Annotated in this window: 22 protein-coding genes and 1 pseudogene; 17 read left to right on the plus strand and 6 right to left on the minus strand. The window is 74.2% G+C overall.

Translation table 11 applies throughout. From position 1 onward, the window contains the following. Nucleotides 1-13 precede the first annotated feature (13 nt). The 8 genes and pseudogenes from ACFVUY_RS01420 (at nt 14) to ACFVUY_RS01455 (ending at nt 9,586) form a co-directional block, all read left to right on the plus strand. A pseudogene (locus tag ACFVUY_RS01420) lies at nt 14-955 on the plus strand (NTP transferase domain-containing protein). Next, entirely contained in the window at nt 952-2,160 is a 1,209-nt protein-coding gene (locus ACFVUY_RS01425; RefSeq protein WP_387726618.1) for a molybdopterin molybdotransferase MoeA, read from the plus strand. Before ACFVUY_RS01420 ends, ACFVUY_RS01425 begins: the two are co-directional and overlap by 4 nt. After that, on the plus strand, nt 2,157-3,218 hold the full coding sequence (locus ACFVUY_RS01430; protein WP_387691328.1) for a potassium channel family protein: 1,062 nt from the start codon (nt 2,157-2,159) through the stop codon (nt 3,216-3,218). Before ACFVUY_RS01425 ends, ACFVUY_RS01430 begins: the two co-directional genes overlap by 4 nt. 43 nt (nt 3,219-3,261) lie before the next feature. After that, nucleotides 3,262-4,239 carry an NAD(P)H-quinone oxidoreductase gene (locus tag ACFVUY_RS01435; protein ID WP_387691330.1) on the plus strand — a complete coding sequence of 326 codons (978 nt, stop codon included), beginning with the start codon at nt 3,262-3,264 and terminating at the stop codon, nt 4,237-4,239. 150 nt (nt 4,240-4,389) lie between these two features. After that, complete coding sequence (locus tag ACFVUY_RS01440; RefSeq protein ID WP_387726621.1) at nt 4,390-5,178, plus strand: hypothetical protein; 789 nt, start codon at nt 4,390-4,392, stop codon at nt 5,176-5,178. 221 nt (nt 5,179-5,399) lie between these two features. Next, nucleotides 5,400-6,014: a bacterial proteasome activator family protein gene (locus ACFVUY_RS01445; protein ID WP_387691334.1), complete on the plus strand. Its 615-nt coding sequence runs from the start codon at nt 5,400-5,402 to the stop codon at nt 6,012-6,014. A 304-nt stretch (nt 6,015-6,318) separates the two neighbouring features. Next, nucleotides 6,319-7,761, plus strand: a complete 1,443-nt coding sequence (locus ACFVUY_RS01450) for a protein kinase (RefSeq protein WP_387726624.1) — start codon at nt 6,319-6,321, stop codon at nt 7,759-7,761. A 112-nt stretch (nt 7,762-7,873) separates the two neighbouring features. After that, nucleotides 7,874-9,586: a protein kinase gene (locus tag ACFVUY_RS01455; protein WP_387726627.1), complete on the plus strand. Its 1,713-nt coding sequence runs from the start codon at nt 7,874-7,876 to the stop codon at nt 9,584-9,586. A 72-nt stretch (nt 9,587-9,658) separates the two neighbouring features. Here the strand turns inward: ACFVUY_RS01455 and ACFVUY_RS01460 are convergent, their stop codons facing one another. Both ACFVUY_RS01460 and ACFVUY_RS01465 read right to left on the minus strand, forming a co-directional pair. Beyond that, nucleotides 9,659-10,759, minus strand: a complete 1,101-nt coding sequence (locus ACFVUY_RS01460; protein ID WP_387691339.1) for a phosphotransferase — start codon at nt 10,757-10,759, stop codon at nt 9,659-9,661. A gap of 65 nt (nt 10,760-10,824) precedes the next feature. Further along, nucleotides 10,825-11,484 carry a response regulator gene (locus ACFVUY_RS01465; protein ID WP_387726630.1) on the minus strand — a complete coding sequence of 220 codons (660 nt, stop codon included), beginning with the start codon at nt 11,482-11,484 and terminating at the stop codon, nt 10,825-10,827. A gap of 426 nt (nt 11,485-11,910) precedes the next feature. Between ACFVUY_RS01465 and pdhA the strand changes: the two genes are divergently transcribed. From pdhA to ACFVUY_RS01480, 3 genes are read left to right on the plus strand one after another with little or no spacing between them, the layout of a single operon-like run. Further along, a complete protein-coding gene (gene pdhA, locus ACFVUY_RS01470) occupies nt 11,911-13,065 on the plus strand; it encodes a pyruvate dehydrogenase (acetyl-transferring) E1 component subunit alpha (RefSeq protein ID WP_380353393.1) in 1,155 nt (384 codons plus the stop codon). After that, complete coding sequence (locus ACFVUY_RS01475; protein ID WP_387691343.1) at nt 13,065-14,039, plus strand: alpha-ketoacid dehydrogenase subunit beta; 975 nt, start codon at nt 13,065-13,067, stop codon at nt 14,037-14,039. Before pdhA ends, ACFVUY_RS01475 begins: the two co-directional genes overlap by 1 nt. Nucleotides 14,040-14,053: 14 nt before the next feature. Continuing rightward, nucleotides 14,054-15,499, plus strand: a complete 1,446-nt coding sequence (locus ACFVUY_RS01480) for a dihydrolipoamide acetyltransferase family protein (RefSeq protein WP_387726633.1) — start codon at nt 14,054-14,056, stop codon at nt 15,497-15,499. A 98-nt stretch (nt 15,500-15,597) separates the two neighbouring features. Here ACFVUY_RS01480 and ACFVUY_RS01485 read toward each other — a convergent pair whose 3' ends face one another. After that, nucleotides 15,598-16,539, minus strand: coding sequence for an LPXTG cell wall anchor domain-containing protein (locus tag ACFVUY_RS01485; RefSeq protein WP_387726636.1), 942 nt, complete (start codon nt 16,537-16,539; stop codon nt 15,598-15,600). 210 nt (nt 16,540-16,749) lie between these two features. After that, nucleotides 16,750-17,676 carry an LAETG motif-containing sortase-dependent surface protein gene (locus ACFVUY_RS01490; RefSeq protein WP_387691348.1) on the minus strand — a complete coding sequence of 309 codons (927 nt, stop codon included), beginning with the start codon at nt 17,674-17,676 and terminating at the stop codon, nt 16,750-16,752. A gap of 364 nt (nt 17,677-18,040) precedes the next feature. On the opposite strand from ACFVUY_RS01490, the gene ACFVUY_RS01495 reads away from it, so the two are divergent. Together ACFVUY_RS01495 and ACFVUY_RS01500 are read left to right on the plus strand one after the other, a co-directional pair. Then, entirely contained in the window at nt 18,041-19,273 is a 1,233-nt protein-coding gene (locus ACFVUY_RS01495) for a M64 family metallopeptidase (protein WP_387726639.1), read from the plus strand. Between the two features lie 62 nt (nt 19,274-19,335). Continuing rightward, nucleotides 19,336-20,715, plus strand: a complete 1,380-nt coding sequence (locus ACFVUY_RS01500) for a nitrate/nitrite transporter (RefSeq protein ID WP_387726641.1) — start codon at nt 19,336-19,338, stop codon at nt 20,713-20,715. Nucleotides 20,716-20,763: 48 nt separating this feature from the next. On the opposite strand, the gene ACFVUY_RS01505 is transcribed toward ACFVUY_RS01500, so the two are convergent. Further along, the gene (locus ACFVUY_RS01505; protein ID WP_387691354.1) at nt 20,764-21,585 is read right to left on the minus strand and encodes a maleylpyruvate isomerase family mycothiol-dependent enzyme; all 822 of its coding nucleotides are present in this window, start codon (nt 21,583-21,585) and stop codon (nt 20,764-20,766) included. Between the two features lie 174 nt (nt 21,586-21,759). Between ACFVUY_RS01505 and ACFVUY_RS01510 the strand changes: the two genes are divergently transcribed. The 3 genes from ACFVUY_RS01510 to ACFVUY_RS01520 all read left to right on the plus strand — a co-directional run bounded on the left by ACFVUY_RS01510 (nt 21,760) and on the right by ACFVUY_RS01520 (nt 24,486). Beyond that, nucleotides 21,760-22,557: a carbon-nitrogen family hydrolase gene (locus ACFVUY_RS01510; RefSeq protein WP_387726644.1), complete on the plus strand. Its 798-nt coding sequence runs from the start codon at nt 21,760-21,762 to the stop codon at nt 22,555-22,557. Between the two features lie 146 nt (nt 22,558-22,703). Then, the gene (locus ACFVUY_RS01515; protein WP_387691356.1) at nt 22,704-23,723 is read left to right on the plus strand and encodes a GntR family transcriptional regulator; all 1,020 of its coding nucleotides are present in this window, start codon (nt 22,704-22,706) and stop codon (nt 23,721-23,723) included. Between the two features lie 115 nt (nt 23,724-23,838). Continuing rightward, nucleotides 23,839-24,486: a hypothetical protein gene (locus ACFVUY_RS01520; protein ID WP_359897704.1), complete on the plus strand. Its 648-nt coding sequence runs from the start codon at nt 23,839-23,841 to the stop codon at nt 24,484-24,486. Between the two features lie 50 nt (nt 24,487-24,536). On the opposite strand, the gene ACFVUY_RS01525 is transcribed toward ACFVUY_RS01520, so the two are convergent. Further along, nucleotides 24,537-25,322, minus strand: a complete 786-nt coding sequence (locus ACFVUY_RS01525; RefSeq protein WP_359897705.1) for an SLATT domain-containing protein — start codon at nt 25,320-25,322, stop codon at nt 24,537-24,539. A gap of 367 nt (nt 25,323-25,689) precedes the next feature. Between ACFVUY_RS01525 and purD the strand changes: the two genes are divergently transcribed. Further along, on the plus strand, nt 25,690-26,937 hold the full coding sequence (purD, locus tag ACFVUY_RS01530; RefSeq protein WP_387726647.1) for a phosphoribosylamine--glycine ligase: 1,248 nt from the start codon (nt 25,690-25,692) through the stop codon (nt 26,935-26,937). The last annotated feature ends 60 nt before the right edge of the window (nt 26,938-26,997 follow it).

Genomic DNA, 26,997 nt, shown 5'->3' on the forward strand with positions numbered 1-26,997 from the left:
GGATACTGGCCGCATGACGCCGTACGACGTGATCGTTCCGGCGGGCGGGGCCGCCCGGCGCCTCGGCGGCGCCGACAAACCCGGGCTGACGGTCGGCGAGACCACCCTGCTGGACCGGGTCCTCGCCGCCTGCGCGGGCGCCCGGACCGCCGTCGTGGTCGGCCCGGCCCGGCCGACCGTGCTCGGCGGCGTCCACTGGACCAGGGAGCGGCCGCCCGGCGGCGGACCGGTGGCCGCCGTCGCGGCCGGGCTCGGCCTGGTCACCGCGGACACCGTGCTGCTGCTCGCCGCGGACCTGCCCTTCCTGGACCGGCGGACGGTGGAACGGCTGGTCGCCGCCCTCGACGGGGCCGGCGCGGCCGCGGACGCCGCCGTGCTGGTCGACGCGGGCGGCCGCGACCAGCCGCTCGCCGCCGCCTACCGCACCGGCCCGCTGCGCGCCGCGCTGGCCGCGCTCGGCGATCCGGCCGACCAGCCGCTGCGCCGCCTGGTCGGCGGGCTGGCCCGGCTGCGGGTGGCCGACACCGACAACGTCGCCTACGACTGCGACACCTGGGAGGACCTGGAGCAGGCCCGCGAGCGCGACCGGACGTGATCCTCACCGGCGCCGTCACCGGCGTGTGAGCGAAACGACGCGCGCCGCACACGGGGCGAACACCTCGGCGAACCGGCCATCGGGCAGCATGGGCGCATGGAGCGCACGCTGGATGACTGGATCGCCGAGGTCAAGGCCGACCTGGGCATCGACCTGGACGTCGACGTCCGTGGTCTGCTCGACACGGCCCGGGTGGTCGCGCACGGAGTGGCCCGGCCGGCCGCACCGCTGACCGCCTTCCTGATCGGCTACGCGGCCGCCCGGCAGGGCGGCGGGGAGCAGGCCGTCGCCGAGGCGGCCCGGCGGACGGAGGCGCTCGCCGAGCGCTGGGGCGCCGCCGAGCGGCCGGACGAGTCGTGAGCGCGGTCGGACAGTCCACCGTGGCCGCACCGTCCACCGGTCCCGGCGTGCTGAGCTGGCCCCGGGCCCGGGAGACCGCGCGCCGGGCCGGGCTGCGCCCGCTGCCCGGGGTACGGGCCCCGCTGGCCGAGGCGCTCGGCCGCACCCTCGCCGAGCCGCTCTCCGCGCTGACCGACCTGCCCGCCTTCGACACCTCCGCGATGGACGGCTGGGCGGTCGCCGGCCCCGGTCCGTGGCGGGTCGCGGGCCGGGTGCTGGCCGGCCGGGCCGAACCGGCCGCGCTGGCCGACGGCACCGCCGTGGAGATCGCCACCGGTGCCCAACTCCCGCCCGGAGCCACCGCCGTACTGCGCCGTGAGCACGGGCGGGCGGACGGCGTGCTGCTGCACGACCGCGGTCCGCAGCCGCTGACCACCGGCCAGGACGTCCGCCCGCGCGGCCAGGAGTGCCGCCGGGGCGAGGAGTTGCTGCCGTCCGGCGTTCCGGTCGGGCCGGCCGTGCTCGGCCTGGCCGCCGCCTGCGGCCACGACCGGCTGTCGGTCCACCGCCGCCCGGAGGTCCAACTGCTCGTCCTGGGCGATGAGTTGCTCACTGCCGGGGTACCCGGTCCGGGGCTGGTCCGGGACGCGCTCGGGCCGCTGCTGCCGCCCTGGCTGCGGGCGGCCGGCGCCGACCCGGCCGAAGTGGGGTACGTCCGGGACGACTTCGGGCTGCTCCGGGACGCGCTGCGGCACTCCACCGCGGACCTCGTGGTCACCACCGGCGGAACCGCCGCCGGGCCGGTCGACTTCCTGCACCGGGCGCTCGCCGACGTCGGCGCCCGGCTGCTGGTGGACGGCGTCGCCGTCCGGCCGGGCCACCCCATGTTGCTGGCCGAACTCCCCGGCGGACGCCACCTGGTGGGCCTGCCCGGCAACCCGCTGGCCGCCGTCGCCGGAACGGTCACCCTCGCCCTGCCGCTGCTGCACGCCCGCAGCGGGCGGACCGTCGGCGCCCCCGTCCTCGCCCCGGCCGCGGCGGCCCTGCCCGGGCACCGGACGGACACCCGGCTCCACCCGGTCCGGCGGACCGCCGAGGGCGTCCTGCCGCTGGCCTTCGACGGACCGGCGATGCTGCGCGGGCTCGCCCGGGCCGACGCGCTGGCCGTGGTGCCGCCCGGCGGGGCGGCGGCGGGGGAGCCGGTCGAACTCCTGGAGGTGCCGTGAACCGATTCCGACGCAACCTGGCCCCGGGGACGGAGCCGTGGGCGGACGCCGGGATCGTGCTGCCCGCCCGGCGGGCCGATCCCGCCGTCCGGCAGGTCGGCTTCCGGCTGCTGCTGGCGCTCGCCGTCCTGGTCGCCACCTCGTTCATCGTCTATGTGGACCGGGCCGGCTACAACGACAACGCCGGGGGCGAGCTCAGCTTCCTGGACGCGGCGTACTACGCCACGGTGACGCTCTCCACCACCGGGTACGGCGACATCACCCCGTTCAGCGACAGCGCCCGGCTCACCAACATCTTCGTGATCACCCCGCTGCGCGTGGTGTTCCTGATCATCCTGGTCGGCACCACCCTGGAGGTGCTCACCGAACGGACCCGCCTGCAATGGCGGTTGAACCGCTGGAGGTCCACCGTGCGCGAGCACACCGTCGTCATCGGCTACGGGACGAAGGGCCGCAGCGCCGTCGACACCCTGCTCGGACAGGGGGTGAAGAAGGAGGAGATCGTCGTCGTCGACCCGCAGCGCAAGGTGATCGACCACGCCGCCCAGCACGGCCTGGTCGGGGTGGTCGGCGACGCCACCCGCACCGACACCCTGGTGCGCGCCGCGCTGCCCACCGCGGCCCGGGTGGTGGTCGCGCCGGAGCGGGACGACACCGCCGTGCTGATCACGCTGACGGCCCGGCAGCTGAACAAGGCCGCCACCGTGGTCGCCGCCGTCCGGGAGGACGAGAACGCGCCGCTGCTGCGGCAGAGCGGGGCCGACGTCGTGGTCACCAGCTCCAGCTCGGCCGGACGGCTGCTCGGGATGTCGATGCTCAGCCCGCACGCCGGGGCGGTGATGGAGGACCTGCTGACGTACGGCAACGGGCTGGACGTGGTGGAGCGCCCGGTCACCCGGGCGGAGGCCGGGCACAGCCCGCGCGAGTGCGCGGACCTGGTGGTCGCGGTGGTCCGGGGCCGACGGGTGCTCAACTACACCGAGCCGGAGGCCGCCGTGCTCCAGCTCACCGACCGGGTGATCGTCATCAAGTCCAGTACGGTCCTGCCGACCGGCTGAGCCGTACCGCGCAACCGCCCCGGCCCCGCAGTAGGTTCGGGGCATGCATGCGATGACGATTCCCGTACCCGGAGGTCCCGAGGCACTGGTGTGGGCCGAGGTGCCCGACCCGGTGCCCGCCGAGGGCGAGGTCCTGGTCGAAGTGGCGGCCACCGCCGTCAACCGTGCCGACCTGCTCCAGCGGCAGGGCTTCTACAACCCGCCGCCCGGCGCCTCGCCCTACCCGGGGCTGGAGTGCGCCGGGCGGATCGTCGCGCTCGGGCCCGGGGTGTCCGGCTGGGCGGTCGGCGACGAGGTGTGCGCCCTGCTGGCCGGCGGCGGCTACGCGCAGCGGGTCGCGGTGCCCACCGGGCAGTTGCTGCCGCTGCCCGCGGGGCTGTCCGTCGAGCAGGCCGCGGCGCTGCCCGAGGTCGCCTGCACGGTGTGGTCCAACGTCTTCCTCACCGCGCACCTGCGGCCCGGCGAGACGGTGCTGCTGCACGGCGGCGCGAGCGGGATCGGCACGATGGCGATCCAGCTGGCCAAGGCGGTCGGCGCGCGGGTCGCGGTCACGGCGGGCAGCCGGGAGAAGCTGGCGCGCTGCGCCGAGCTGGGCGCGGACATCCTGATCGACTACCGCGAGCAGGACTTCGTCGAGGCGCTCCGGGACGCCACCGGCGGGGCCGGGGCGGACGTGATCCTGGACATCATGGGCGCCAAGTACCTCCAGCGGAACGTGGACGCGCTGGCGGTCAACGGGCGGCTGGTGATCATCGGACTCCAGGGCGGGGTGAAGGGCGAGCTCGACCTCAACGCGCTGCTGCGCAAGCGCGGCGCGGTGATCGCCACCAACCTGCGCGGGCGGCCGCTGGCGGAGAAGGCGGCGATCGTGGCGGCGGTGCGGGAGCACGTGTGGCCGCTGGTCGAGTCCGGGGTGGTGCAGCCGGTGGTGGACCGGGTGCTGCCGCTGGCCGACGTGGCCGAGGCGCACCGGGTGCTGGAGCGCGGGGAGCAGGTCGGGAAGGTCGTGCTGCGGGCCTGAGAAGGGGGCGGCCCGGCGGCGGGGCGACACCAGGCAGGGCGTGAATTCGCCCGAAATGCCGTAGCGCCGGGGGCGTGCGAATCTGGTCCGGAGCAGTCCCGCCGCCGATCCCGCCCCCGGGCGCCGTCGGCCGTCGGAAGGACTCCGACCGTGGCCGCATCACCGCACGCATCCCTCGGGCCGCTGCCCGTCGCGCCGCACCACCGTCGTACTTCCCACCGCTCCCCGGGCCGTGTCCAGCGGCTGGTCGCGGCGGCCGTGCTGGGGCTCACGCTCCCACTGGCCGCCGCCTCGGCGGCGATGGCACTGCCCTCGTCCGCGGTGCTGTCCCCGCCGGAGGCCGCTCGCTCGCCGGAGGCGGGGGCGAGCGCCGGGCAGGGCGGGGAACCGGACACCTCCGGGCCGGTGGCCGCGCCGCGGCGACGGCCGGTGCCGCATCCGCATCCGAAGCCGGACGGCGACCTCCCGCAGGCCCACCGGCACCACCCGGCCTCGCTGCCCGAGCGCTCCGACGCCGCCGTGGAGCAGGCCCCCGAGCAGGCCGTCGAGCAGGCTCCCGAGCAGGCGCCGGACCGGACCGCCGAGCAGGCGGTCGAGCAGGCTCCGGAGCAGGGCCCGGAACAGAATCCGGAGCAGGCCCCCGACCGGGCCGCCGAGCAGGCCCCGGAGCAGGGCGTCGAGGCCGAGCCGCCGGAGACCGACGGGGAGGCGGCGGAGAACGGGGCCCCCGGCAATGCCGCCGCCCCGGACCCGGCCGCCGTGGACACCGCGGACGCCGCCACTGCCGCCGGACAGCCGGTCGCGGCCGTCGCCGCCGTGCCCGCGATCTTCCCCGTCCACTGGCAGGACGCTTCCACCACCCAGCTGCCGCTGGGCGTCGGCCTGGGGCTGATCGGCTGCGGCCTGGGACTGGTCGGCGTGCGGCTGCGCAAGGGCTGAGGCGCCGGGCCGGGCCGGGATTCCGGCAGGTGCGGGCAGGTCCGGGCCGGTCCGGGCCGGGGCGCCGTCGGCGGGCGGGCGGCGGCCGGGGAGCCGGAACTGAGTATCCGTACGGATTCCCGTGCGGCGGCCGGGGGCGTACCTTCGTCACGGGTGGCGCAGGACGGCGGGACGACCGGGGGCTTCCGCCCGACCAACCCCAGTGAGAGAGAATGTTGTTCATGACGAATCCGATGAACGAGCGCCCGTCGCAGGAGCCCTTCCGGGCCGCCGGCGGGCAGTCGCAGGACGGCCAGAAGGTGCTGATCGTCGGACCGGATGGGCTGCCCGTGGGCCAGGGGTTCGCCGGCACGGTCGGGGACGGGGACGACGAGGGCGACGTGCCGCGTGAGCTCCCGGTGACCGAGATGGTCGAGCAGCCCGCCAAGGTCATGCGCATCGGCAGCATGATCAAGCAGCTGCTGGAGGAGGTCCGGGCGGCGCCCCTCGACGAGGCGAGCCGGGTCCGGTTGAAGGACATCCACGCGAGCTCGATCAAGGAGCTCGAACTGGGACTGGCTCCGGAGCTGGTCGCCGAGCTGGAACGGCTGTCGCTGCCGTTCACCGACGACACCATCCCGACCGAGGCCGAGCTGCGGATCGCCCAGGCCCAGCTGGTCGGCTGGCTGGAGGGTCTGTTCCACGGCATCCAGACGGCCCTGTTCGCGCAGCAGATGGCGGCGCGGGCCCAGCTGGAGCAGATGCGGCGGGCACTGCCGCCCGGTCTGCACAGCGGAGAGTCGGACGAGGACGAGCCGGGCCCGGGCCGCGGCATCCGCTCCGGTCCCTACCTGTGACCGCACCCGGCGGGTACGCGCCGGTACCCGCCGGCCGGTCCGCCCGGACCGCCGCCGGACCGGACGTACCGCGACGGTCCGCCCCGGCCCCGGCCACCGGGACCGGGGGCCGGCGGCCCGGGACCGCTGCCCGGCCCTGGGCCGATCACCGTCGGCGCGAGCCGATACCCTGACCCCTGTCGCCGGCCGGTGGAACCGCCGCGGCAGGGGCCCGCCGGGCCAGCGGGCCGGGCCCACCACGCACGGACGAGACCGAACGTCAGGCTGCGGCGAGCACGCCCGCGCCGAGGGGGAGCAGAGGACCATGAGCGAGCACGGCAACGCGGCGGTCGAGGGCTTCTCGCTGGGCAACGGCCGCTATGTGCTGCAGCGACTGCTGGGCGAGGGCGGCATGGCCTCCGTGCACCTCGCCCACGACCGCGTGCTGGACCGGCAGGTCGCGCTGAAGAGCATGCACAGCGAGCTGGGCCGGGACGACTCGTTCAAGGAGCGGTTCCGCCGCGAGGCCCAGGCCGTGGCCCGGCTGGAGCACCCCAACATCGTCACGGTGTACGACAGCGGCGAGGACGTCGCCGCGGACGGCTCCAGCACGCCGTACATCGTCATGCAGCTGATCGACGGCAAGGGTCTGCGCGAGGCGATCAACGAGGCGATCGGCCAGTACGGCGCGATGCCGGCCGAGGAGGCCCTGAAGGTCACCATCGGCGTGCTGAACGCGCTGGAGGCCTCGCACGACATGGGCCTGGTGCACCGCGACATCAAGCCCGGCAACGTCATGTTCGACCGCAAGGGCAACGTCAAGGTCATGGACTTCGGCATCGCCCGTGCGCTGGAATCCGGCGTCACGTCGATGACCCAGACCGGCATGGTGGTCGGCACCCCGCAGTACCTCTCGCCCGAGCAGGCGCTCGGCAAGCCGGTGGACGCCCGCTCCGACCTGTACTCGGTCGGCGTGATGCTCTTCGAGATGATCACCGGGCAGCTGGTCTTCGACGGCGACTCGGCGTTCTCGATCGCCTACAAGCACGTCCAGGAGGAGCCGCCGGCCCCCTCCACCCTCAACCGCTCGGTCACCCCCGAGGTGGACGCCTTCGTCGCCCAGGCGCTGCGCAAGGACCCGGCGCACCGCTTCCAGAGCGCGGCGGCGATGCGGGACGAGGCGGAGCGGCTGATCGAGGCCGCCAAGGGCGGCGGCAACGGGCAGTGGCTGCAGGCCAGCACCCCGCTGGTGATCAACGAGGGTCCGCGCTCGGTGCACGCCGCCCCGCAGGCCCCGCAGGCGCCGCACAACCCGCAGACGCCGCAGCCGCAGTACCTCCAGCAGGGCGGGCCGCAGCAGTACCGGACCCCGCCGCCGGCGTACCCGACGCCGCAGCCGCAGCCGCAGACCCCGCACCCCTTCCCGCAGCAGTACCAGACCCCGCCGCCCGCCTTCCAGCCCCCGCGGCCGCAGGCCCCGCACACCCCGCACCCGCAGTTCCTGCAGCAGGGGGCGCCGCAGGCGCACACCCCGCCGCCGCAGCCGATGCCGCCGTACCAGCAGCCCAAGGCGCCCACCGGCGGCGGCTGCTCGACGGCCGTGGTCGTGATCGGGATCATCGTCGGCGTGCTGGTGCTCGCGGGCATCATCATCGCCATCGTGGTCAACAAGGCGGACGTGAAGACCGGCGGCAAGTACAGCCACGGGGAGCGTCCCGCCAACGTGCTGGTCGCCGACCTCCCCGCCGACCGGAATGGCCTGCTCTGACGGATTCCGGCCGGTTCGGGGGTGCCGCGTCCGTCCGCCGGAAGCGGTAGCGTTCGGGGATACGTAAGCGACAGGGCAGCGCGATCCGAGCGAACGCCCGGGGCGAGGAGCGATGGCACAGACGCAGCAGCCGGACGACGACGCGGGTGTCCGAGCGGTCGGCCGGACCGGCGGGACCCCGAGGATTCCCGAGCCCGGCAGCGAGGCCCAGACCTCGGCGCTGCCGCCGTTCGGCGGTCCGCAGACCCCGGGCCGCGGCACCGCCGTGCCGCTGAGCACCGTCGGTGACGGCCGCTACCGGCTGACCTACCGGCTCGGCCGTGGCGGCATGGCCGAGGTGTTCGCCGCCGAGGACGTGCGGCTCGGCCGCACCGTCGCGGTCAAGCTGCTGCGCGGCGAGCTGGCCCAGGACGACGTCGCCCGGCTGCGCTTCACCCGCGAGGCACACGCCGTCGCCGCGCTCAACCACCACTCGATCGTCGCGGTCTACGACACCGGCGAGGAGTACGTCGGGGACGAGTCCACGCCGTACATCGTGATGGAGCTGGTCGAGGGCCGCACCGTCCGCGAGCTGCTGGCGGACGAGGAGGCGCCGCCGGTCGACCAGGCGCTGATCATCATCGCCGGGGTGCTGGAGGCGCTCGCCTACAGCCACCGCAACGGCATCGTCCACCGTGACATCAAGCCCGCCAACGTGAGCATCACCAACGCCGGCGCGGTCAAGGTGATGGACTTCGGCATCGCCCGGGCGCTCACCGGCGGGGCGACCACGATGACCCAGACCGGCATGGTCATGGGCACCCCGCAGTACCTCTCGCCCGAGCAGGCGCTCGGCAAGCCGGTCGACCACCGCTCGGACCTGTACGCGGCCGGCTGCATGCTCTACGAACTGCTCACGCTGCGCCCGCCGTTCACCGGTGACACCCCGCTGTCCGTGGTCTACCAGCACGTCCAGGACCCGCCGCTGCCGCCCTCGCAGGCCAACGGCCGGGTGCCGACCGGGCTCGACCCGCTGGTGCTGCGCTCGCTCGCCAAGAACCCGGACGACCGCTTCCAGGACGCCGACGAGTTCCGCGCCCACGTGCAGCACGCGCTGCGCGAGATGCACGGCGCGGGCGGGGCGGTCTGGGCGGGCGCGACGGCGGGCGACACCGGCGCGACCCAGGTGCTCCGGCCGGACCAGGCCGCGGCCACCGCGGCCTTCGGCGCGGTGGGCCCCGGCGACCAGACCTCCGTGCTGCCGTACCCGACGGGCGGCCCGCACACTCCCTCGTCGCCCTATCCGGCGGCCGGCGGCCCGTACGGCGACGGCGCGGGCGAGGAGGACGGCGGCGGCCGGCGGCGTGGGCCGTGGGCCTGGGTGGCCGGTGCGATCGCCGTGCTGGTCGCGGCCAGTGCGGGCATCGCCTTCGCGCTCAGCGGCAACGACAAGGTCGACCCCATGGTGTCCCCGACGCAGCCCCCGGCGGTCACCAGCAGCGACACGCCTGTGCCGGTCCAGAGCGGCCTGACGCCTCCGCCCACCTCGGGCTCCGGCAGCAAGAAGCCGCAGCAGCCGACCGACCCCAACACCACCGGGAACAACACCGGGAACAGCGGAAACAACATGTCGCCGTCGCCGGGCTGGGGCAAGCACACCCCGACCCCGACGCCGACCGGGACCGCGAGCCGCACGCAGACGCCCGCCTCGACGGCGCCCACGACCGGTGGTGCGACGCCCGGCGGCGGGGGCGGCAACACGCTGCCGCCGAACCCGCTGCCGAGCAAGACGAACCCGCCGGTGACGCCGCCGCCCTCGGCGCCCGCGCAGTCCGGGAACGGCTGACCGGCCGACGGGCCGACCGGCCTCGACCGGTCCTGCCGACCTCGCGGGTCGGCCGGACCGGCCGGTAGGCGGTCAGTTGGCGAAGGCGTCCAGGACCTGTTCGTACTCCTGGCACCACCACGCCAGCTGCCCCGCGGAGGCGGGGTAGAGCGGGTCGGCCCGGTGGTCGGCCCGCTGGTAGCGCCACTGCAGCATCCAGAAGTCGTTCAGCCGCTCCCACCAGACCCGGTGGACGGCGGCGGCCAGGTGCTCGGCGGTGGCGGCGCCGGAGGCCCGGTAGGCCTGTGAGTAGCGGCGGACCCGGACCAGGTCGAGGACGCCGGACGAGCGGTCGTTGAAGAGCAGCGTGGCGGCCCGGACCGCCTCCTCGGCGCGGGGCTGCGGGCCGAGCTTGTCCCAGTCCAGGACGGCCGTCACCAGGCCGCTCCGCGGGCCGTCGCCGTACAGCAGGTTGAGTCCGTGGAAGTCGCCGTGGGTCCAGCCGGTGGGTGGCGCGGCCGCCGGGGCGGGGCGGCGGTGGGCGTGCTCGGCGAGCAGTTCCAGCCGTTCCGTGAGCCGTTCCACCACCAGGGCGTCCAGCTCCCCGGCGGGGTGCTGCTCGCGGGCGCGGCGCCGCAGGTCGCGGGCGAGGGCGGCGCTGTCGACGGCGTCGGCGCTCCGGTATCCGGCGGGTTGTTCGAGGGGGGCGCAGACGTCGTCGAGTGCGCCGTGCAGCCGGCCGAGCAGCGTGCCGAGCGCGTCGCACTGCGACGGTTCGAGCTCGCCGCCGTGCCGGTGCCGGCCCTCGACCCAGGGGAACAGCGCGAACAGCCGGCCGCCCCACGAGGCCACCGTGCCGGACCGTTCGGCGCAGGCCAGCGGGGGTGCGACAGGCAGTCCGAGGGCGTTCAGCGCGGCCATCGCGCGGTGGTGGGCGACGATCTTCGGGCGGCTGGCGGTGGCGGAGTCGACGTAGCACTTCAGGAAGTACGGACCGGCCTCGGTGGTGACCAGGTACCCCCGGTTCAGCAGGCCCTCGGCGACCGGTTCGGCGGTCAGCAGCCGTCCTGTCCGGTAGCGGGCCAGTACCTCGGCGAGCGCGCCCAGCGGGACGGGTGGGCTGAGGGTCCCCATCGGCGGTGCGGAGAGGTCGGGGCGGGCCGGGGCGCAGGCGAGGGTCTGGCTGAAAGTCACGTGCAGAGGTTATGGCCCCCTTGCGGGGGCCCTTGACAAGCCATCAGTTCTGTGCAGTCGTGCGGTCAGTACTGGTGGTCGACCTGGTGCCGTGCCACGAAGGCGGCCGCCTGGGTGCGCCGCTCCATGCCCATCTTGGCGAGCAGACTCGAGACGTAGTTCTTCACCGTCTTCTCGGCCAGGTGCAACTCGTTGCCGATCTGACGATTTGTCATACCTTCACCGATCAAATCCAGGATTCGCCGCTCCTGCTTGGTGAGCTGGGAGAGCCGCTCGTCCTCCTTCTCCCCGCCGTCGCGCAGCCGGGCGAGCACCCTGCTGGTGGCGATCGGGTCGAGCAGCGAGCGGCCGGCCGCGACGTCCCGGACGGCGGTGATCAGGTCGGTGCCGCGGATCGCCTTCAGCACGTAGCCGGAGGCGCCGGCCATGATCGAGTCGAACAGCGCCTCGTCGTCCGAGAACGAGGTCAGCATCAGGCACTTGATCTCCGGCAGCCTGGACCGGATCTCGCGGCAGACCTCGACCCCGTTGCCGTCCGGCAGCCGGACGTCGAGCACCGCCACGTCCGGGTGGACCGCCGGGATCCGGGTGAGCGCCTCGGCGGCCGTGCCGGCCTCGCCGACCACCTCGATGTCGTCCTCGACCGAGAGCAGATCGTGCACGCCCCGCCGGACGACCTCGTGATCGTCGAGCAGGAATACCCTGATTTGTCCGTTATCAGTCACGTCCAAAGCCTCCCATACCACCGTACGAAAGACCTATCACCCGTACCCCGGTCACGACGTGATCCGGCCAGGGCCGTCCGAAACCGATACCGAGAACCCCCTTACGCACGGGCTTCCGCCCGGATAACGTGCGCTGGTGTCCTGAAGGCGCTCGAATTGAGAGCTGCGTCACGCCGACCGTCACCCCCACCCTTCCGACGGCGAGCCGATCGCGGCACCCTCGGGGTTGTAGGCCCTGAACAAGTAGGACGTCCTAGCGCAAGCGCGTCGAGGGCGGACGCTGGGTAACGTTCTCGTGAGGGACGCCGTCGGAACAGGATCACCACCTGCCCCGCAGTGGGAGCGCACACCCACGCGCGCCCCGCGAGGCGGTGACCGGACCGGTCACCGGCGACCCCGGGCGGCCGGACAGACCGAGGAGTGAACGTGACCGTCAAAAGCACGGCGAGGGCTCGCAAGAAGGCGGCCCCCGGCGTCCCTGACACCCTCCGCGCCAAGGGCAAGGACGCCCAGCCGGAGCTCGTCCAGCTGCTCACGCCGGAAGGCGAGCGGGTCGAGCACCCTGACTACCCCCTCACCACCACTCCCGAGGAGCTGCTCGCCCTCTACCGCGACCTGGTGCTGGTGCGCCGGTTCGACGGCGAGGCCACCGCGCTCCAGCGCCAGGGCGAGCTGGGCCTGTGGGCCTCGCTGCTCGGCCAGGAGGCCGCCCAGGTCGGCTCCGGCCGCGCCATGCGCCCCGGCGACTACGCCTTCCCCACGTACCGCGAGCACGGCGTCGCGTGGTGCCGCGACGTCGACCCGCTGAACCTGCTCGGCATGTTCCGCGGCGTGAACCACGGCGGCTGGGACCCGAACGAGAAGAACTTCCACCTGTACACCATCGTGATCGGCGCGCAGGCCCTGCACGCCACCGGCTACGCGATGGGCATCACCAAGGACGGCGCCGACGACGCGGTGATCGCGTACTTCGGCGACGGCGCCTCCAGCCAGGGTGACGTCAACGAGGCCTTCACCTTCGCCTCGGTCTACAACGCGCCCGTGGTCTTCTTCTGCCAGAACAACCAGTGGGCGATCTCCGAGCCCACCACCACCCAGACCAAGATCCCGCTGTACCGCCGCGCCTCCGGCTTCGGCTTCCCCGGCGTCCGGGTCGACGGCAACGACGTGCTGGCCTGCCTGGCGGTCACCCGCTGGGCGCTCGACCACGCCCGCAGCGGCAACGGCCCGGTGCTGATCGAGGCGTTCACCTACCGGATGGGTGCCCACACCACGTCCGACGACCCCACCCGCTACCGGCACGCCGAGGAGACCGAGGCCTGGAAGGCCAAGGACCCGATCAGCCGACTCCGCGCCCTCCTGGAGAAGGAGGGCCTGGCCGACGAGGCGTTCTTCGCCGCCGTCGACGCCGAGAGCGAGCAGCTGGGGCTGCGGGTGCGCGAGGGCGTGCGCGGCATGCCGGACCCGGACCCGACCCTGATCTTCGACCACGTGTACAGCGAGCCGCACACGCTGGTCGATGAGGAACGGGCCGAGTACGCCGAGTACGCGGCCTCCTTCGAGGCGGGGGAGAACCACTGATGGCCGGTCAGCTGAGCATCGCCAAGGCGCTGAACGGAGCGCTGCGCAAGTCGCTGGAGAACGACCCGAAGACCGTCCTGATGGGCGAGGACATCGGCAAGCTCGGCGGCGTCTTCCGGATCACCGACGGCCTCCAGAAGGACTTCGGCGAGGACCGGGTGATCGACACCCCGCTCGCCGAGTCCGGCATCATGGGCACCGCGATCGGTCTGGCGCTGCGCGGCTACCGTCCCGTCGTGGAGATCCAGTTCGACGGCTTCGTGTACCCGGCCTTCGACCAGATCGTCTCCCAGCTGGCCAAGATGCACGCCCGTGCGCTGGGCCACGTCAAGCTGCCGGTCACCGTGCGCATCCCCTACGCGGGTGGCATCGGCGCGGTCGAGCACCACAGCGAGTCGCACGAGGCCTACTTCGCGCACACCGCCGGTCTGCGCGTGGTCACCCCGGCCAGCGCGCACGACGCGCACTGGATGCTGCGGCAGTCGATCGAGTCCGACGACCCGGTCATCTTCCTGGAGCCCAAGCGCCGTTACTGGGACAAGGGCGAGGTCGGCGACGCCGCGGACCTGGGCCTGCACGACGCCCGGATCGTCCGGCCCGGCACCGACGCGACGCTGATCGCGTACGGCCCGATGGTCAAGGTCTGCCTGGAGGCCGCCGCGGCCGCCGAGGAGGACGGCCGCCGCCTGGAGGTCGTCGACCTGCGCTCGCTCTCCCCGGTGGACTTCGCCGCCCTGGAGGAGTCGGTCAAGCGCACCGGTCGGGCCGTCGTGGTGCACGAGGCACCGGTCTTCCTGGGCATGGGCGCCGAGCTGGCCGCCCGGCTGACCGAGAAGTGCTTCTACCACCTGGAGGCACCGGTCCTGCGGGTCGGCGGCTACCACGCGCCGTACCCGCCGTCCCGGGTCGAGGAGGCCTTCCTGCCCGACCTGGACCGCGTGCTCGACGCCGTCGACCGCGCGTTCGCGTACTGAACCGGGGAGCGAAGATGACCACCGAAGTTCGCTCGCTCCGCGAGTTCAAGATGCCCGATGTGGGCGAGGGCCTCACCGAGGCCGAGATCCTCAGCTGGTACGTCAAGCCCGGTGACACCGTCACCGACGGGCAGGTCGTCTGCGAGGTGGAGACCGCCAAGGCGGCCGTGGAGCTGCCCATCCCGTTCAACGGGGTGGTCGAGAAGCTGCACTTCCCCGAGGGCTCGACGGTCGACGTCGGCACCGTGATCATCTCGATCGCGGTCGCTGGGGAAGCGGGGGCCGCGGCTCCGGCCGCCCCCGCCGCGGCTCCGGCGCAGGCTCCGGCTCCGGCTCCGGCCGAAGAGGTCGAGCCCGAGCGGCGCGAGGTGCTGGTCGGGTACGGCCCGCGCACCGGCACCGCCCAGCGCCGGGCGCGGCGGACGACCACCACCAGGGTCGCCGCGACCACGCCGGCTCCGGCGGCCGCTCCGGCCCCGGTCGCCGCCCCGGCTCCCGCGGCGCCCGCGCCGGTCGCCGAAGTGCCCGGCGGGGAGCGGCCGCTGGCCAAGCCGCCGGTGCGCAAGCTGGCCAAGGACCTCGGCGTCGACCTGCGCGCGGTCACCCCGACCGGCCGGGACGGCGTGATCACCCGCGAGGACGTGCACGCCCACGCCGCCGCTCAGGCCGCTCCGGCGGCTCCGGCCGCCGCGGTGGCGGAGGTGGCCGGAACGGCCGTGGCCGAGCCGGCCGCGCCGCAGGTGCCGGTGCCCGCCGCGGGCGACGTCCGGGTGCCGATCAAGGGCGTCCGCAAGGCGACTGCGCAGGCGATGGTGGCCTCGGCCTTCACCGCCCCGCACGTCACCGAGTTCGTGCAGGTCGACGTGACCCGCACGATGAAGTTCGTCCGCCGGCTCAAGGAGAGCGGGGAACTGGGCCGGGACGTCCGGGTCAGCCCGCTGCTGATCGTCGCGAAGGCGCTGCTCACCGCGATCAAGCGGCACCCCGGGATCAACGCGCAGTGGGACGAGGCGGCCCAGGAGATCGTCCTCAAGGGCCAGGTGAACCTCGGCATCGCCGCGGCCACCCCGCGCGGCCTGATCGTCCCGAACATCAAGGACGCCGGGTCCAGGACCCTCGCCGGGCTGGCCGTTTCGCTCGGTGAACTGGTCGAGACCGCCCGTCAGGGCAAGACCTCGCCGGCCGACATGCAGGGCGGGACGGTCACCATCACCAACGTCGGCGTCTTCGGCGTCGACACCGGCACCCCGATCCTCAACCCGGGCGAGGCCGCCATCCTGGCCTTCGGGGCGGTCCGGGAACTGCCGTGGGTGCACAAGGGCAAGGTGGTCCCGCGTCAGGTGACCACGCTGGCGCTCTCCTTCGACCACCGCCTGGTGGACGGGGAGCTGGGCTCCAAGGTGCTGGCCGACGTGGCCGCGCTGCTGGAGCGCCCGAAGCGCCTGATCACCTGGGGCTGACGGGACCGAAGGAACCGGCAGGACCGAAGAAACCGAAGAAGGGGCCCTCCTCCGCACCGCCGTGCGGAGGAGGGCCCCTTCGGTGTACCGCCCGTCGACTAGCGCTGGGGACGGAGTCGACGGACGGCGATCAGGACGCCCGCTCCGAGGGCGAGGAGTGCGGCGGAGCCGAGGGCGAGGAAGGCGTTGCTGGAGGAGGAGCCGGTCCGGGCCAGCTCGGGGGTGCCGGCGGGGGCGGTGGTGGCCGGGGCAGTGGCCGGGGTCGACGCCTTCGGGGCCTCGGCGGCCGGGGAGGCGTCCTTGGTCGTGTCGGCGGCCGGCGCGGAGCCCTTGGCGTCGGCGTCCTTGGCGTCCTTGGTGGGTGTCGGCTTCGGCTTGGCCGGGGTGGTCGGCTTCGCGGACGGCTTCGGGTGCACCACCTCGACCTCGGTGATCGCCCCCCGGCCCTGGCTCGGCGTGGCGATGATCTGGAGCCCGTTGATGCCCTTGGCCACGTCGGCGGAGAGGCCCACCCGGTAGCGGAAGGTGACGGTGCGACCGTTGGCGATCGGCACGCCCGCGGACCGGGACTCGCCGCCGATCGCCGGGTCGCAGCCGTTGCGCAGCGTGATGCGCTGCCACTGGCCGTTCGACATGACCTCGGCGGTGACCTGCGAGGGCTTCGGGGTGGTCCCGTCGGGGTTGAAGAACGAGATGCCCGGGGCGATCCGGTGGTAGTCGGCGCCGGTGTTGTTGGTGACCTTGATGCTGATCTCCACCTTGGGGCCGCCGACGGTGATCGCGGTGGGGACCTTGAGGAACGTGGTGGTGGCGCCCTGGCCGTGCAGCTCGAAGGAGTTGTCCTGCTCGTCCGCGGCGGACGGCTTCGCCGGGGCGGTGACCGGGGCGTCGTCCGGGGCCCCGCAGGCCCAGGCGGTGTCGGTGGCGAGGAACTGGACGCCGCCGGCGAGGACGACGGTGGCGGCGACGGTGGCGATGCGGCGGCGGCCGGAGAGCGCGCGGTCGTTCTTCGCGAATCGGTTGATAACGGGCGTGCGCATGATGTGAGTCCCCCAGGGTCGGCGTGCTGATGGTGTGAGTGGGTGAAGACGACCGGTTCCGCTCCTCGTGAGCGGGAGCGTTCCCCGGCTCCGCCGGTCCCGCTCTCCGTGCCTTCATCCGTGGGACGCGCAGCCCCGGCGGGGGTCGCAGGTCGGTTTCCGAGAGTTTCCCGCCGGGGCCGAGCGGCGCCCGGACCCGGCGGGCGCCGGTCAGCGCTGGTGGCGCAGGCGGCGGACGGCGACCAGGACGCCGGCGCCGAGGGCGAGGAGTGCGGCGGAGCCGAGGGCGAGGAAGGTGTTGCTGGAGGAGGAGCCGGTCTGGGCCAGCTCGGGGGTGCCGGCGGGGGCGGTGGTGGCCGGGGCCGACGCCTTCGGGGCCTGGGTGGCGGGGGCGGCCGGGGCGGTGTCCGCGGTCCGGTCGGCGGCGGGCTCGGCGGCCTTGGTGGGCGCGGGCTTGGGCTTGGCCGGGGTGGTCGGCTTGGCGGTGGTGGTCGGCTTGGCGGTGGCGGTGCCCTGGGGGTGGGTCACCTTGACCGTCTTGAAGGCCGAGCTGCCGGCGCCCTGGGAACCGGCCATCTCCGCCGAGGCGAACAGGTTGATCGTGGTCACGCCGGCGGGGGTGGCGGCGGCCAGCGAGTAGCGGAACTTGAAGGTGTCGGAGCTGTTGGCGGCCATGCGCTGGCGCTGGGAGCCGGTGACCTCGACGGAGCGCATGCAGCCGTCCTGCAGCTGGAGGTTCTTCCAGGCGCCGGTGTAGTCCAGGTACTGGATCCTGACGTCCTTGAGGCGGGTCGCGGCGCCCGAGCCCGGGGTGACGAGGCCGAGGAAGGGCTCCATGCCGTGGGCGTCCTCGTCGCCCTTGTTGGTGACCTTGAGGGAGACCTCGTTCCAGCTGCCGTCCGCGACCACCGAGGACTTGGCCGAGGTGATGGCGGTGTCGGGGGAGAGCCCAGGCACGTTGGTCGGGGCCTCGTACGCGCCGCCGAGCCGGTGGTCGCCGCAGGCCCAGGCGGTGTCGGTGGCGAGGAACTGGACGCCGCCGGCGAGGACGACGGTGGCGGCGACGGTGGCGATGCGGCGGCGGCCGGAGAGCGCGCGGTCGTTCTTCGCAAAACGGGTGATAACGGGCATGCGCATGACGTGAGTCCCCAGGGTCGACGTGCTGATGGTGTGAGTGGGTGAAGACGACCGGCTCCGCTCCTCGTGAGCGGAAGCGCCCCCCGGCTCCGCCGGTCTCGCTCTCCGTGCCTTCATCCGTATAGACGCGCATCCCCGCGGGGGGTTGCAGACGGGTTCCGAAATTTTTTCGGGCTTCTCCGGCGGGTCCCGAAGACGGCCCGAGGAATGGTTGGTATGACCTGGATGATCCGAAATGTGAGGATCGTTCGGCCAGGTCGGTGACTTTTTCGCGGCCGGATAGGGGAGTCCCGGCCGCCCGGGTACGTCTCCGCTCCATCACCCGGGCGACACCGGGCGACCGGCTCCCGGAGGACGCACCCGTATGCCGCCTGGCAACCCTGGCCGTCTCGTCCGGAGTCTGGCCGCACTCGTGCTGGTGTCCGCCGCCGCTCTCCCGGCCGCCCTGGAACTGACCGGCCCCCCGCCGTTCGGGGTGATCGGTCCGGGGGCCCCGGCCGACCGCGCGGTGCCGCCGCACACGGCCCTCCAGGCCGACCAGCGGATATCCGCGGCCGCCCCGACGGTCGACATACGCCGCACCGGGGACCCGGCCAACCGGATCACCCTGGTGCTGCTCGGCGACGGCTACACGACAGACGAGCAGGAGCTCTTCCGGCAGCAGGCCGACAAGGCCTGGCACGCGCTGATGGACATCGAGCCCTTCCGCACCTACCAGGGCTTCTTCAACATCAGGAGGGTCGAGGTGGTCTCCCCGGTCTCCGGGATCGCCGAGTCCGAGAGCCGCGGCCGCAGGACCGCCACCCCGCTCGGCATGCACTTCTGGTGCGAGGGCACCGCCCGGCTGCTCTGCGCCGACGAGTCCGCCACCGCCCGCTACGCGGGCAACGGCTCCGGGCCGCAGTACCTGATCGCGCTGGCCAACTCCACCGAGTACGGCGGCGCCGGCGGCACCGGGGTGACCACCCTGGCGGGCGGCAGCCCGGACGCCGGGCGGATCATCCAGCACGAGATCGGGCACACCGTGGGGGACCTCGGAGACGAGTACGACAGCGCCCCGGACGACGCCGACTACCCGAACCTCGCCACCCTCAACGCCGACGACATGCGCAGGAAGCAGACCAAGTGGTGGCGCTGGCTGGGCGCCGAGTCCCCGGACGGGGCCGGCGTGATCGGGGCGTACCGCAGCGCCAACGGCCTCTACCGGCCCACCCCGGACTCGGTGATGCGCACCCTGGGCAGCGCGTACAACCTCCCCTCGCGCGAGGCGATCATCGAGGAGCTGTACCGCAGGGTCCGGCCGACCGACGCCCCGGTGCCGGCTCCCGGCGAGGTGTCCGGGCGGCCCCGGCTCGACGTCCGGCCGCTGCCGCTGACCGGCCCGCGGCAGCTGAAGGTGGAATGGAAGGTGGACGGCGTCCCGGTGGCCCCGCAGTCCGCCGACGGCTCCTGGCTGGACACCGCCCGGCTGGAGCTGGCCCCGGGCCGGACGGCCACCGTGACGGCGACCGTCCGGGACACCACCGACTGGGTGCGGGACGAGGCCTTCCGGGAGCGCTCCATGACCCGCTCGGTTTCCTGGACGCTGACCGGCTGAGGCCCGGTCGCGTGCCCCCGGGTCCGAGCATCCCATCATGGGATGACTAGTCTGGTCGGACTATGACCGTGGAGCCCGCTCGCCCAGCCCCGTCCCCGTCCGTCCCCGCTCCCCGGCTCATCGCCGACCCCCCGGCCGCGCCCGTACCCACGCCCGGTGCCGCGCCCGCGTCCGTGCTCGCGGCCGCGCCGCCCGGCGGCAGGGCGGCCTGGCTCGCCTGGTCCATCGGGGTCAGTGTCTACATCCTGGCCGTCATCCACCGCACCAGCCTCGGGGTGGCCGGACTGGACGCCGCCGACCGCTTCGGCATCGGCGCCTCGGCGCTCTCCACCTTCTCGATCCTCCAGGTGCTGGTCTACGCGGCCATGCAGATCCCGGTCGGCCTGCTGGTCGACCGGTACGGGCCGCGCCGGGTGCTGCTGTCCGGCGTCGTGCTGCTGAGCGCCGGCCAGCTGGCCTTCGCGTTCAGCTCCGACTTCGGCCCCGCGCTGGCCTCCCGCGCGGTGCTCGGCTGCGGCGACGCGATGACCTTCATCAGCGTGCTGCGGATCGCCGCCCGGTGGTTCCCGGCGGCCCGGAACCCGTTCGTGGCCCAGCTGACCGGCCTGGCCGGGATGGGCGGCAACCTGGTCACCACCGTGGTGCTCGCCAGGGCGCTGCACAGCGAGGGCTGGACGCCCACCTTCACCGCGATCGCGCTGCTGGGCGCGGTGGTGTTCGCGCCGGTCGCGTTCCTCCTGCGGGACGCGCCCCACCAGGAGGCCGTCGTCCGGCCCGGGGCGGCCGCGGCGCGGCCGAAGGTCGGCCGGCAGGTCCTCGCCTGCTGGCGGGAGCCGGGCACCCGGCTCGGGCTCTGGATCCACTTCACCACCCAGTTCCCCGGCAACGCCTTCGGCCTGCTCTGGGGCCTGCCCTACCTGGTGCAGGCCCAGGGGATGTCCCGGGCCGGGGCCGGCGGGCTGCTGACCCTGCTGGTGCTCAGCAACATGACCTTCGGCTTCGTCTTCGGCCGGCTGCTCTCCGTCTCGGCGCGGGCCCGGATGCCGATCGTGCTGACCGTCGTCGCGACCACCGCGCTCGGCTGGGCGCTGGTGCTGGCCTGGCCCGGCGGCCACCCGCCGGCCTGGCTGCTGGTCGGGATCATCCTGGTGATGGGCAGCAACGGCCCGGCCTCGCTGGTCGGCCTGGACTACGCGCGCTCCCGCAACCCCGCGGAGCGGCTCGGCACCGCCTCGGGGATCGTCAACATGGGCGGCTTCATCGGCACGATGATCACCCTGTTCGGCATCGGCGTGCTGCTGGACGTGCTCTCCCCGGACGGCGCCGGGTCGTACTCGGCGACCGCCTTCCGCTGGGCGTTCTGCTGGCAGTACGTCCCGCTGGCGGTGGGCACGGCGATGATCCTGCGGCTGCGCCGGAAGGTCGCGGCGCAGGCGGGCTGAGCCCGGGGCCGGACGGGCCCCGGGCGACGGCTCGTAGGGCCCCGGGCCTCAGATGGTGACCGAGAAGTTGGCCAGCACCCGTTCGGCCAGCTCCCGGTCGCCCTCGACGGAGACCGGGCCGGGCCGGCCACGGCCGCAGGCGAGCCGCAGGTAGGTCTCCCAGTCCATGGTGAGCTGGACGTCGGGGGCCAGGCTGATCGACTCGTCCACGGTGCAGTGGCCGGTGGCGTCCACCCGGACGGTGCGCAGGAACTCCACCGGGCCGGTGACGTCCAGCACCAGGGCCGTCCCGGCCGGGGCCCCGGCCTTGTTGGCGACGGCCTTGGGCAGCAGTTCCAGCAGCAGGTCCCGGGTGATCAGCGCGGCCGGGGCGTCCAGGTTGCCCGGGGTCTCCAGGGCCCGGCGCAGGTCCTGCTCGTGCACCCAGACGTCGAAGGCCCGCATCCGCAGCAGCTCGTGGTACGGGACGTCCCTGGCCAGCGGCCCGGCCGGCCAGCGCACCGGTTCCTCGGGCGTCTGCTTGGCGTTCCGCAGCGCCCGGGAGCGGCGGATGATCGTGTACTCCAGCTCGCCGGTCATCTCCAGCGCGGTGTGGCAACGGCGCTTGTCGACCGGCAGCTCGACGTAGCGGGCGAACTCGGTGGTGACGTGACGGAGGTCACGCGGCAGCGAGTGGATCGGGCGCGGGTCGCCGAGCAGGTCGGACTCGACCGCGATCACGTGCGAGACGATGTCGCGGACGGACCAGCCGGGGCACTCGGTGGCCCGGTTCCAGGAGCCCTCGGGAAGGGGGGCGACCAGCTCCGATATGGACTCGATGGTCTGGGTCCACGCCTCGGTGTAAGCCTGCACGGTCTGGTTGTCCGTCACGGGAATCTCCGGCCCTCCGTCAGCTTCCTTGCCGCCTGCGCCCCGCCGTCACGGCCGACCGGGATGGTCCGGCTTTCCGGGCGCGCACGCTAACCGCACGTTACGCTGCCGGGAGACAGCTGGGCAGCGCTTTCGGGTGACGATCGTAGGTCTCTTGCCGTGGACGGTGGTACTGTGCGCGCTTCATTGATCCAACTCGCGGTCTCCGACGAGGAGCTGCCCGCCGAGCGGAGGGCTCGGGCGGCGGCCCTGGTACGGGCACAGCAGGGCGCCGACCTGGTGGTGCTCCCGGAGCTGTGGCCGCTCGGCGGCTTCGCCTACGACCTCTGGTCGGACGGCGCGGAGACGCTGGACGGGCCCACCTCGGACGTGATGTCGGCCGCCGCGCGGGCCGCCGGGGTCTGGCTGCACGCCGGTTCGGTCGTCGAACGCGATCCGGACGGGCCGATCTACAACACCTCGCTGCTGTTCTCCCCGGACGGCGAGCTGGTGCACACGTACCGCAAGATCCACCGCTTCGGCTTCGACAGCGGCGAGGCGGTGGTGATGGGCGCCGGGCAGGAGATCGTCACCGCGCCCACCGACTTCGCCACGCTGGGTCTGGCCACCTGCTACGACCTGCGCTTCCCGGAGCTGTTCCGGGCGCTGCTGGACGCCGGGGCGCAGCTGCTGGTGGTGCCGGCGGCGTGGCCCGCCCGGCGGCGCGAGCACTGGACGCTGCTGGCCCGGGCCCGGGCGGTGGAGGAGCAGGCCTTCGTGCTGGCCTGCAACACCGCCGGGACGCACGCCGGGGTCGAGCAGGCCGGACACAGCATCGTGGTGGACCCGTGGGGCCGGGTGCTGGCCGAGGCGGGGGCGGGCGAGGAGATCCTGACGGTCGAGTTCGATCCGGCCGAGGTGGCGAAGGCGCGCGCGGAGTTCCCGGTGCTGCGGGACCGTCTGCTGGGGATTCCGGCGCCGGTCCAGCGCTGAGCGGGGGTGGGCGGGGCGCCGGGGAGGGCGTTCCGGAGGGTTGGTTCGTACCTGGGTCGGTCGGGTTTGAGAAGATGAGCACTCGTCGTGTTCCCCGCCGGCCCGGACGAGGGCCGGCACGGTAGGCCGCCCGAGGAGGTCGCCCCATGCCTGACAACGGCGCAGGCGACACCCCCCGCCCCGTCATCCACCGCAACAGCCTGCGCGAGCAGATCGCCGGCGCGCTGCGCGAGGAGATGATGGCCGGCCGGCTCGCGGCCGGCCGCAACTTCACCGTCAAGGAGATCGCCGAGCTGTACGGCGTCTCCGCGACCCCGGCCCGCGAGGCCCTGGTCGACCTCGGCGCGCAGGGCCTGCTGCGGGCCGAGCACCACCGCGGCTTCACCGTGCCCGAGCTGGGGTGGGACGACTTCCTGGAGATCTTCGAGTCCCGGGTGCTGATCACCGACAGCTTCCACCGCCAGTACGCCACCCGCCGGGCACTGCCCGACCTCGGCCGGCTGCCCTCGCTGCACCGGCGGGCCGACGCGGCGGTGCGGGCGGCCCGGGCCGGGAACCTGGACGTCATGGTCGGCTGCGACCGCCGGTTCTGGCAGGAGGTCGGCGCGCTGCTCGGCAACCGCCGGATCGCCGACTACCTGGACTGGCTGCGGGTGCAGTCCTGGATGTTCGCCGCGCCCTACCTGCGGGAGCTGCCCGCGCTGGGCGGGATCTGCTGGGAGCGCCACCCGGACCTGGTCGCGGCGATCGAGGCCCGCGATGCGCTCGGCGCGCACCGGATCATCTGCGAGTACAACCTGTACACCGTCCGGCTGCTGGCCGGGCTGGCCGGGCAGCCGCTGGAGTCGGTGACCGTGCTGGACCTGCTCACCGAGTTCGTCGGGGAGGAGCCGGCGCCGGTGCCGGCCGAACCGCCGCCCGCGCCGGCGGCCCCGCCGGAGCCGGGCGACGAGCCCGAGGCCGGTGCCGGGCCCGGTGCGGCCCGCACCGGGCGGACCCGCAGCGCCGACGTCGGCCGGGAACTCGGCCGTGAGCTGGGACTGGGCCTCGGGCTGGTGCCGCAGCCGCGTACGGTGCCGTACGGCCGGTTCGGCCGACGGCTGTCCGAACCGTCCCCGGAGGCCCCTCGGGGACGGCCCGACCCGCACGCCGCGCCGGGCCGGTAGGGTGGGCGGTCATCGGACCGGGCGCCTCCTGAAGGGCCGTCCGGGTACCGACCCGACCCCCGTCGTCGCCCCGCCCGCGCGGGCGATCCCCGCCTCCGGAGAGGAACTGCCGGCCATGGCCTGCGACCTCTGGCTCGTCCCGCTGGTGGACGCGCTGAGCCACAGCCCCGACAACCCCTTCCGGGACGACCTCGCGCTCTACAACTCGGTGCTGGCCTCGCGCGGGCTGCCCGAGGTGCCGGTCTACCGGTTCGTCCCGGGCATCAGCGGCGCGGTCGAGCCGATAGCCGCCTTCGACTACGACTCGCTGCACTTCCTGCGCCGCGCCTACCTGTTGGGCCTCACCGGCCTGGACATCACCCCGGTCGACGCGCTCGGCGGCGACTACGAGCAGTTGCTGGAGATGTTCGAGAGCAGCGCCGAACAGTCGCACCTGGTCTGGCACTTCGACCACGCCGGCGCGTACGTGCCGGTCGAGTTCGCGGTGCCGCTGGTGGACGACACGCTGCTCGCCGCCGGCGGCCCGCTCGGCTCCAGCCACGGGCTGCTGCGCGAACTCCAGGCCGTCGCACCGGCGCTGGGCATCGACCCGCTCAACCCGCCGGACCCGACCCGGCCGCTCGGCCCGACCGGCCTGGAGCAGCCGTTCGGGCCGCCGATCGACGACGTCCACCCCTTCGCCCGGGAGCGGCACGCCTGGTCGGGCCTGTACGCGGCGGCGACCAGGAGCGTCACCCAGGGCTCGATGATCGTCTTCGCCTGACCCCGGGCGGACAGGTTCCAGGGCACCCGGCGGGAATTGTCGGACACGCCTCAGCGCAGCGGCCCCTCCGGCGGCCGCTGGCGCGGCATGGTGGGCCGGGTGCCCGGCGGCGGCAGCACCCGCACCTGGGCGCCCACCCCGGGCTCGCTGCGCCCGCCCCAGGCCCCGCCGGACTGGGTGGGCAGCTGGGTCATCGAGGCGCGGAACTCCAGCATCCACTCCGAGGTCTCGGAGCGGACCATGTCCGAGACGTCCTCGCAGAACCGGCGCAGCACGCCCAGGCAGCGCTCGGCGGCCTCGCCCGCGGTGCCCTCGGTCGGGCCGAGCACCTCGCGAACGCACTCCGACGCCCAGTCGAACTGGAAGGCCTCCAGGCGGCGTTGCAGGGCCTGGCCGGTGGAGACGTCCCGCATCCAGCCGGAGGTGAGGCCGAAGACCCGGTCGGTGGCCAGGCAGGCGGCGGAGAGCGCGAAGCCGACGTAGCCCCAGCCGGTGCCGTGCGCGAAGGCGCCGGCCAGGTCGACCAGCGGGGCGGTCACCCCGCCCACCGCGAAGCCGGCCGCGCCGAACCGCAGCACGCGGGCCCAGCGGCGCTTCCAGACGCGGTCCCGGCGGTACCACTCGATCGCCTCGACCGCCCGCTCCTCGGACCAGCGGTAGAGCTCCTCCAGCCGTTCGGCGGGCTCGCCCCAGTCCCCCAGCGGGAACTGGCGGGTGCTCAGATCGGCCCGCTGGCGGGTGGAGGCCCGTCGGACGACGGCGGCGGCGGGCGGGTCCTCCTCACCGATCTCCTTGCCCCAGGCACTCTCCTCGGGCTGCATTTCCGGCTGGCTCACCTGTGGGGCTCCCTGTGGCGGGCGGACTGCTGGCTCTGTCGGCGCAACGGCTGACGTGGTGTCCGCCGGTGGTTCTCCAACAGCACTTCTTACCGCCAAATGGCTGACCGTGGGGGCGCTTCTCCGCTGATCGTTACCGGTTTCGGCCAACGGAACCCGAGGTGGGCGGGTTGCGGGAGGCGGCGAGATTTCACCCGTCCGAGCGAGGGGCCGGTGACCCGACGTCGTGACCCGACCACCCACCGCCGAACCGGCCCCGCCGGGCTTGGAGGATCCTCCGACATCCTCGGCGTACGGAGCTCCTCCGCTGGAGGATCCGACGGGACCGGAGAGCGGCCGGAACAGGCCACCGACTACGCTGCCAGGCGTGAAGGTCCTCGTCATCGGCGGCGGCGCCCGCGAACACGCCCTGTGCCGCTCCCTGTCCCAAGATCCCGCAGTGACCGAACTGCACTGTGCCCCGGGCAACGCCGGGATCGCGCAGGTCGCGACGGTCCACCCGGTCGACCAGCTGGACGGCGCGCAGGTCGCCGCGCTGGCCGGCCGGCTCGGTGCCGCCCTGGTGGTGGTCGGCCCGGAGGCCCCGCTGGTGGCCGGCGTCGCGGACGCCGTGCGCGCGGCCGGCATCCCGGTGTTCGGGCCGTCCGCCGCGGCCGCCGAACTGGAGGGCTCCAAGGCCTTCGCCAAGGATGTGATGGCCGCGGCCGGCGTCCCCACCGCCCGGTCCTACGTCTGCACCACCGCGGCCGAGGCCGCCGAGGCGCTGGACGCCTTCGGCGCCCCGTACGTGGTCAAGGACGACGGCCTGGCCGCCGGCAAGGGCGTCGTGGTCACCTCCGACCGCGAGGCCGCGCTGGCGCACGCCGCCGGCTGCGAGCGCGTGGTCATCGAGGAGTACCTGGACGGCCCCGAGGTCTCGCTGTTCGCGATCACCGACGGCACCACCGTCGTCCCGCTCCAGCCCGCCCAGGACTTCAAGCGCGCGCTGGACGGCGACGAGGGCCCGAACACCGGCGGCATGGGCGCCTACTCCCCGCTGCCGTGGGCGCCCGCCGGGCTGGTCGAGGAGGTCCTGGAGACCGTCCTCCAGCCGACCGTGGACGAGCTGCGCCGCCGCGGCACCGAGTTCTCCGGCCTGCTGTACGCGGGCCTGGCGCTCACCTCGCGCGGCACCCGGGTGATCGAGTTCAACGCCCGCTTCGGCGACCCGGAGACCCAGGTCGTGCTGGCCCGGCTGCGCACCCCGCTGGCGGGCGTGCTGCTCGCCTCCGCCACCGGAAGCCTGGACCAGCTGGAGCCGCTGCGCTGGGACGAGGGCGCGGCCGTCACCGTGGTCGTCGCCTCCGAGGGCTACCCGGACGCCCCGCGCACCGGCGACCCGATCGAGGGCCTGGCCGAGGCGGAGGCGGACGGCACCGCGTTCGTGCTGCACGCCGGGACGAAGGCGGACGAGGACGGCCGGGTGCTGAGCGCCGGCGGCCGCGTCCTGTCGGTCACCGCGACCGGCACCGACCTGGCCGAGGCGCGCGAGCGCGCGTACGCCGCGGTGGACCGGATCTCCCTCAAGGGCGGCCAGCACCGCACCGACATCGCGCTGAAGGCGGCCACCGCCTGAGCCCCCGCCCGCTCCGACCGCGGCCCCCGTGCGAACCGCTCGCACGGGGGCCGCGGTGCG

The sequence above is a fragment of the Kitasatospora sp. NPDC058063 genome, from assembly GCF_042885395.1.
Lineage (GTDB): Bacteria > Actinomycetota > Actinomycetes > Streptomycetales > Streptomycetaceae > Kitasatospora > Kitasatospora lactacystinica.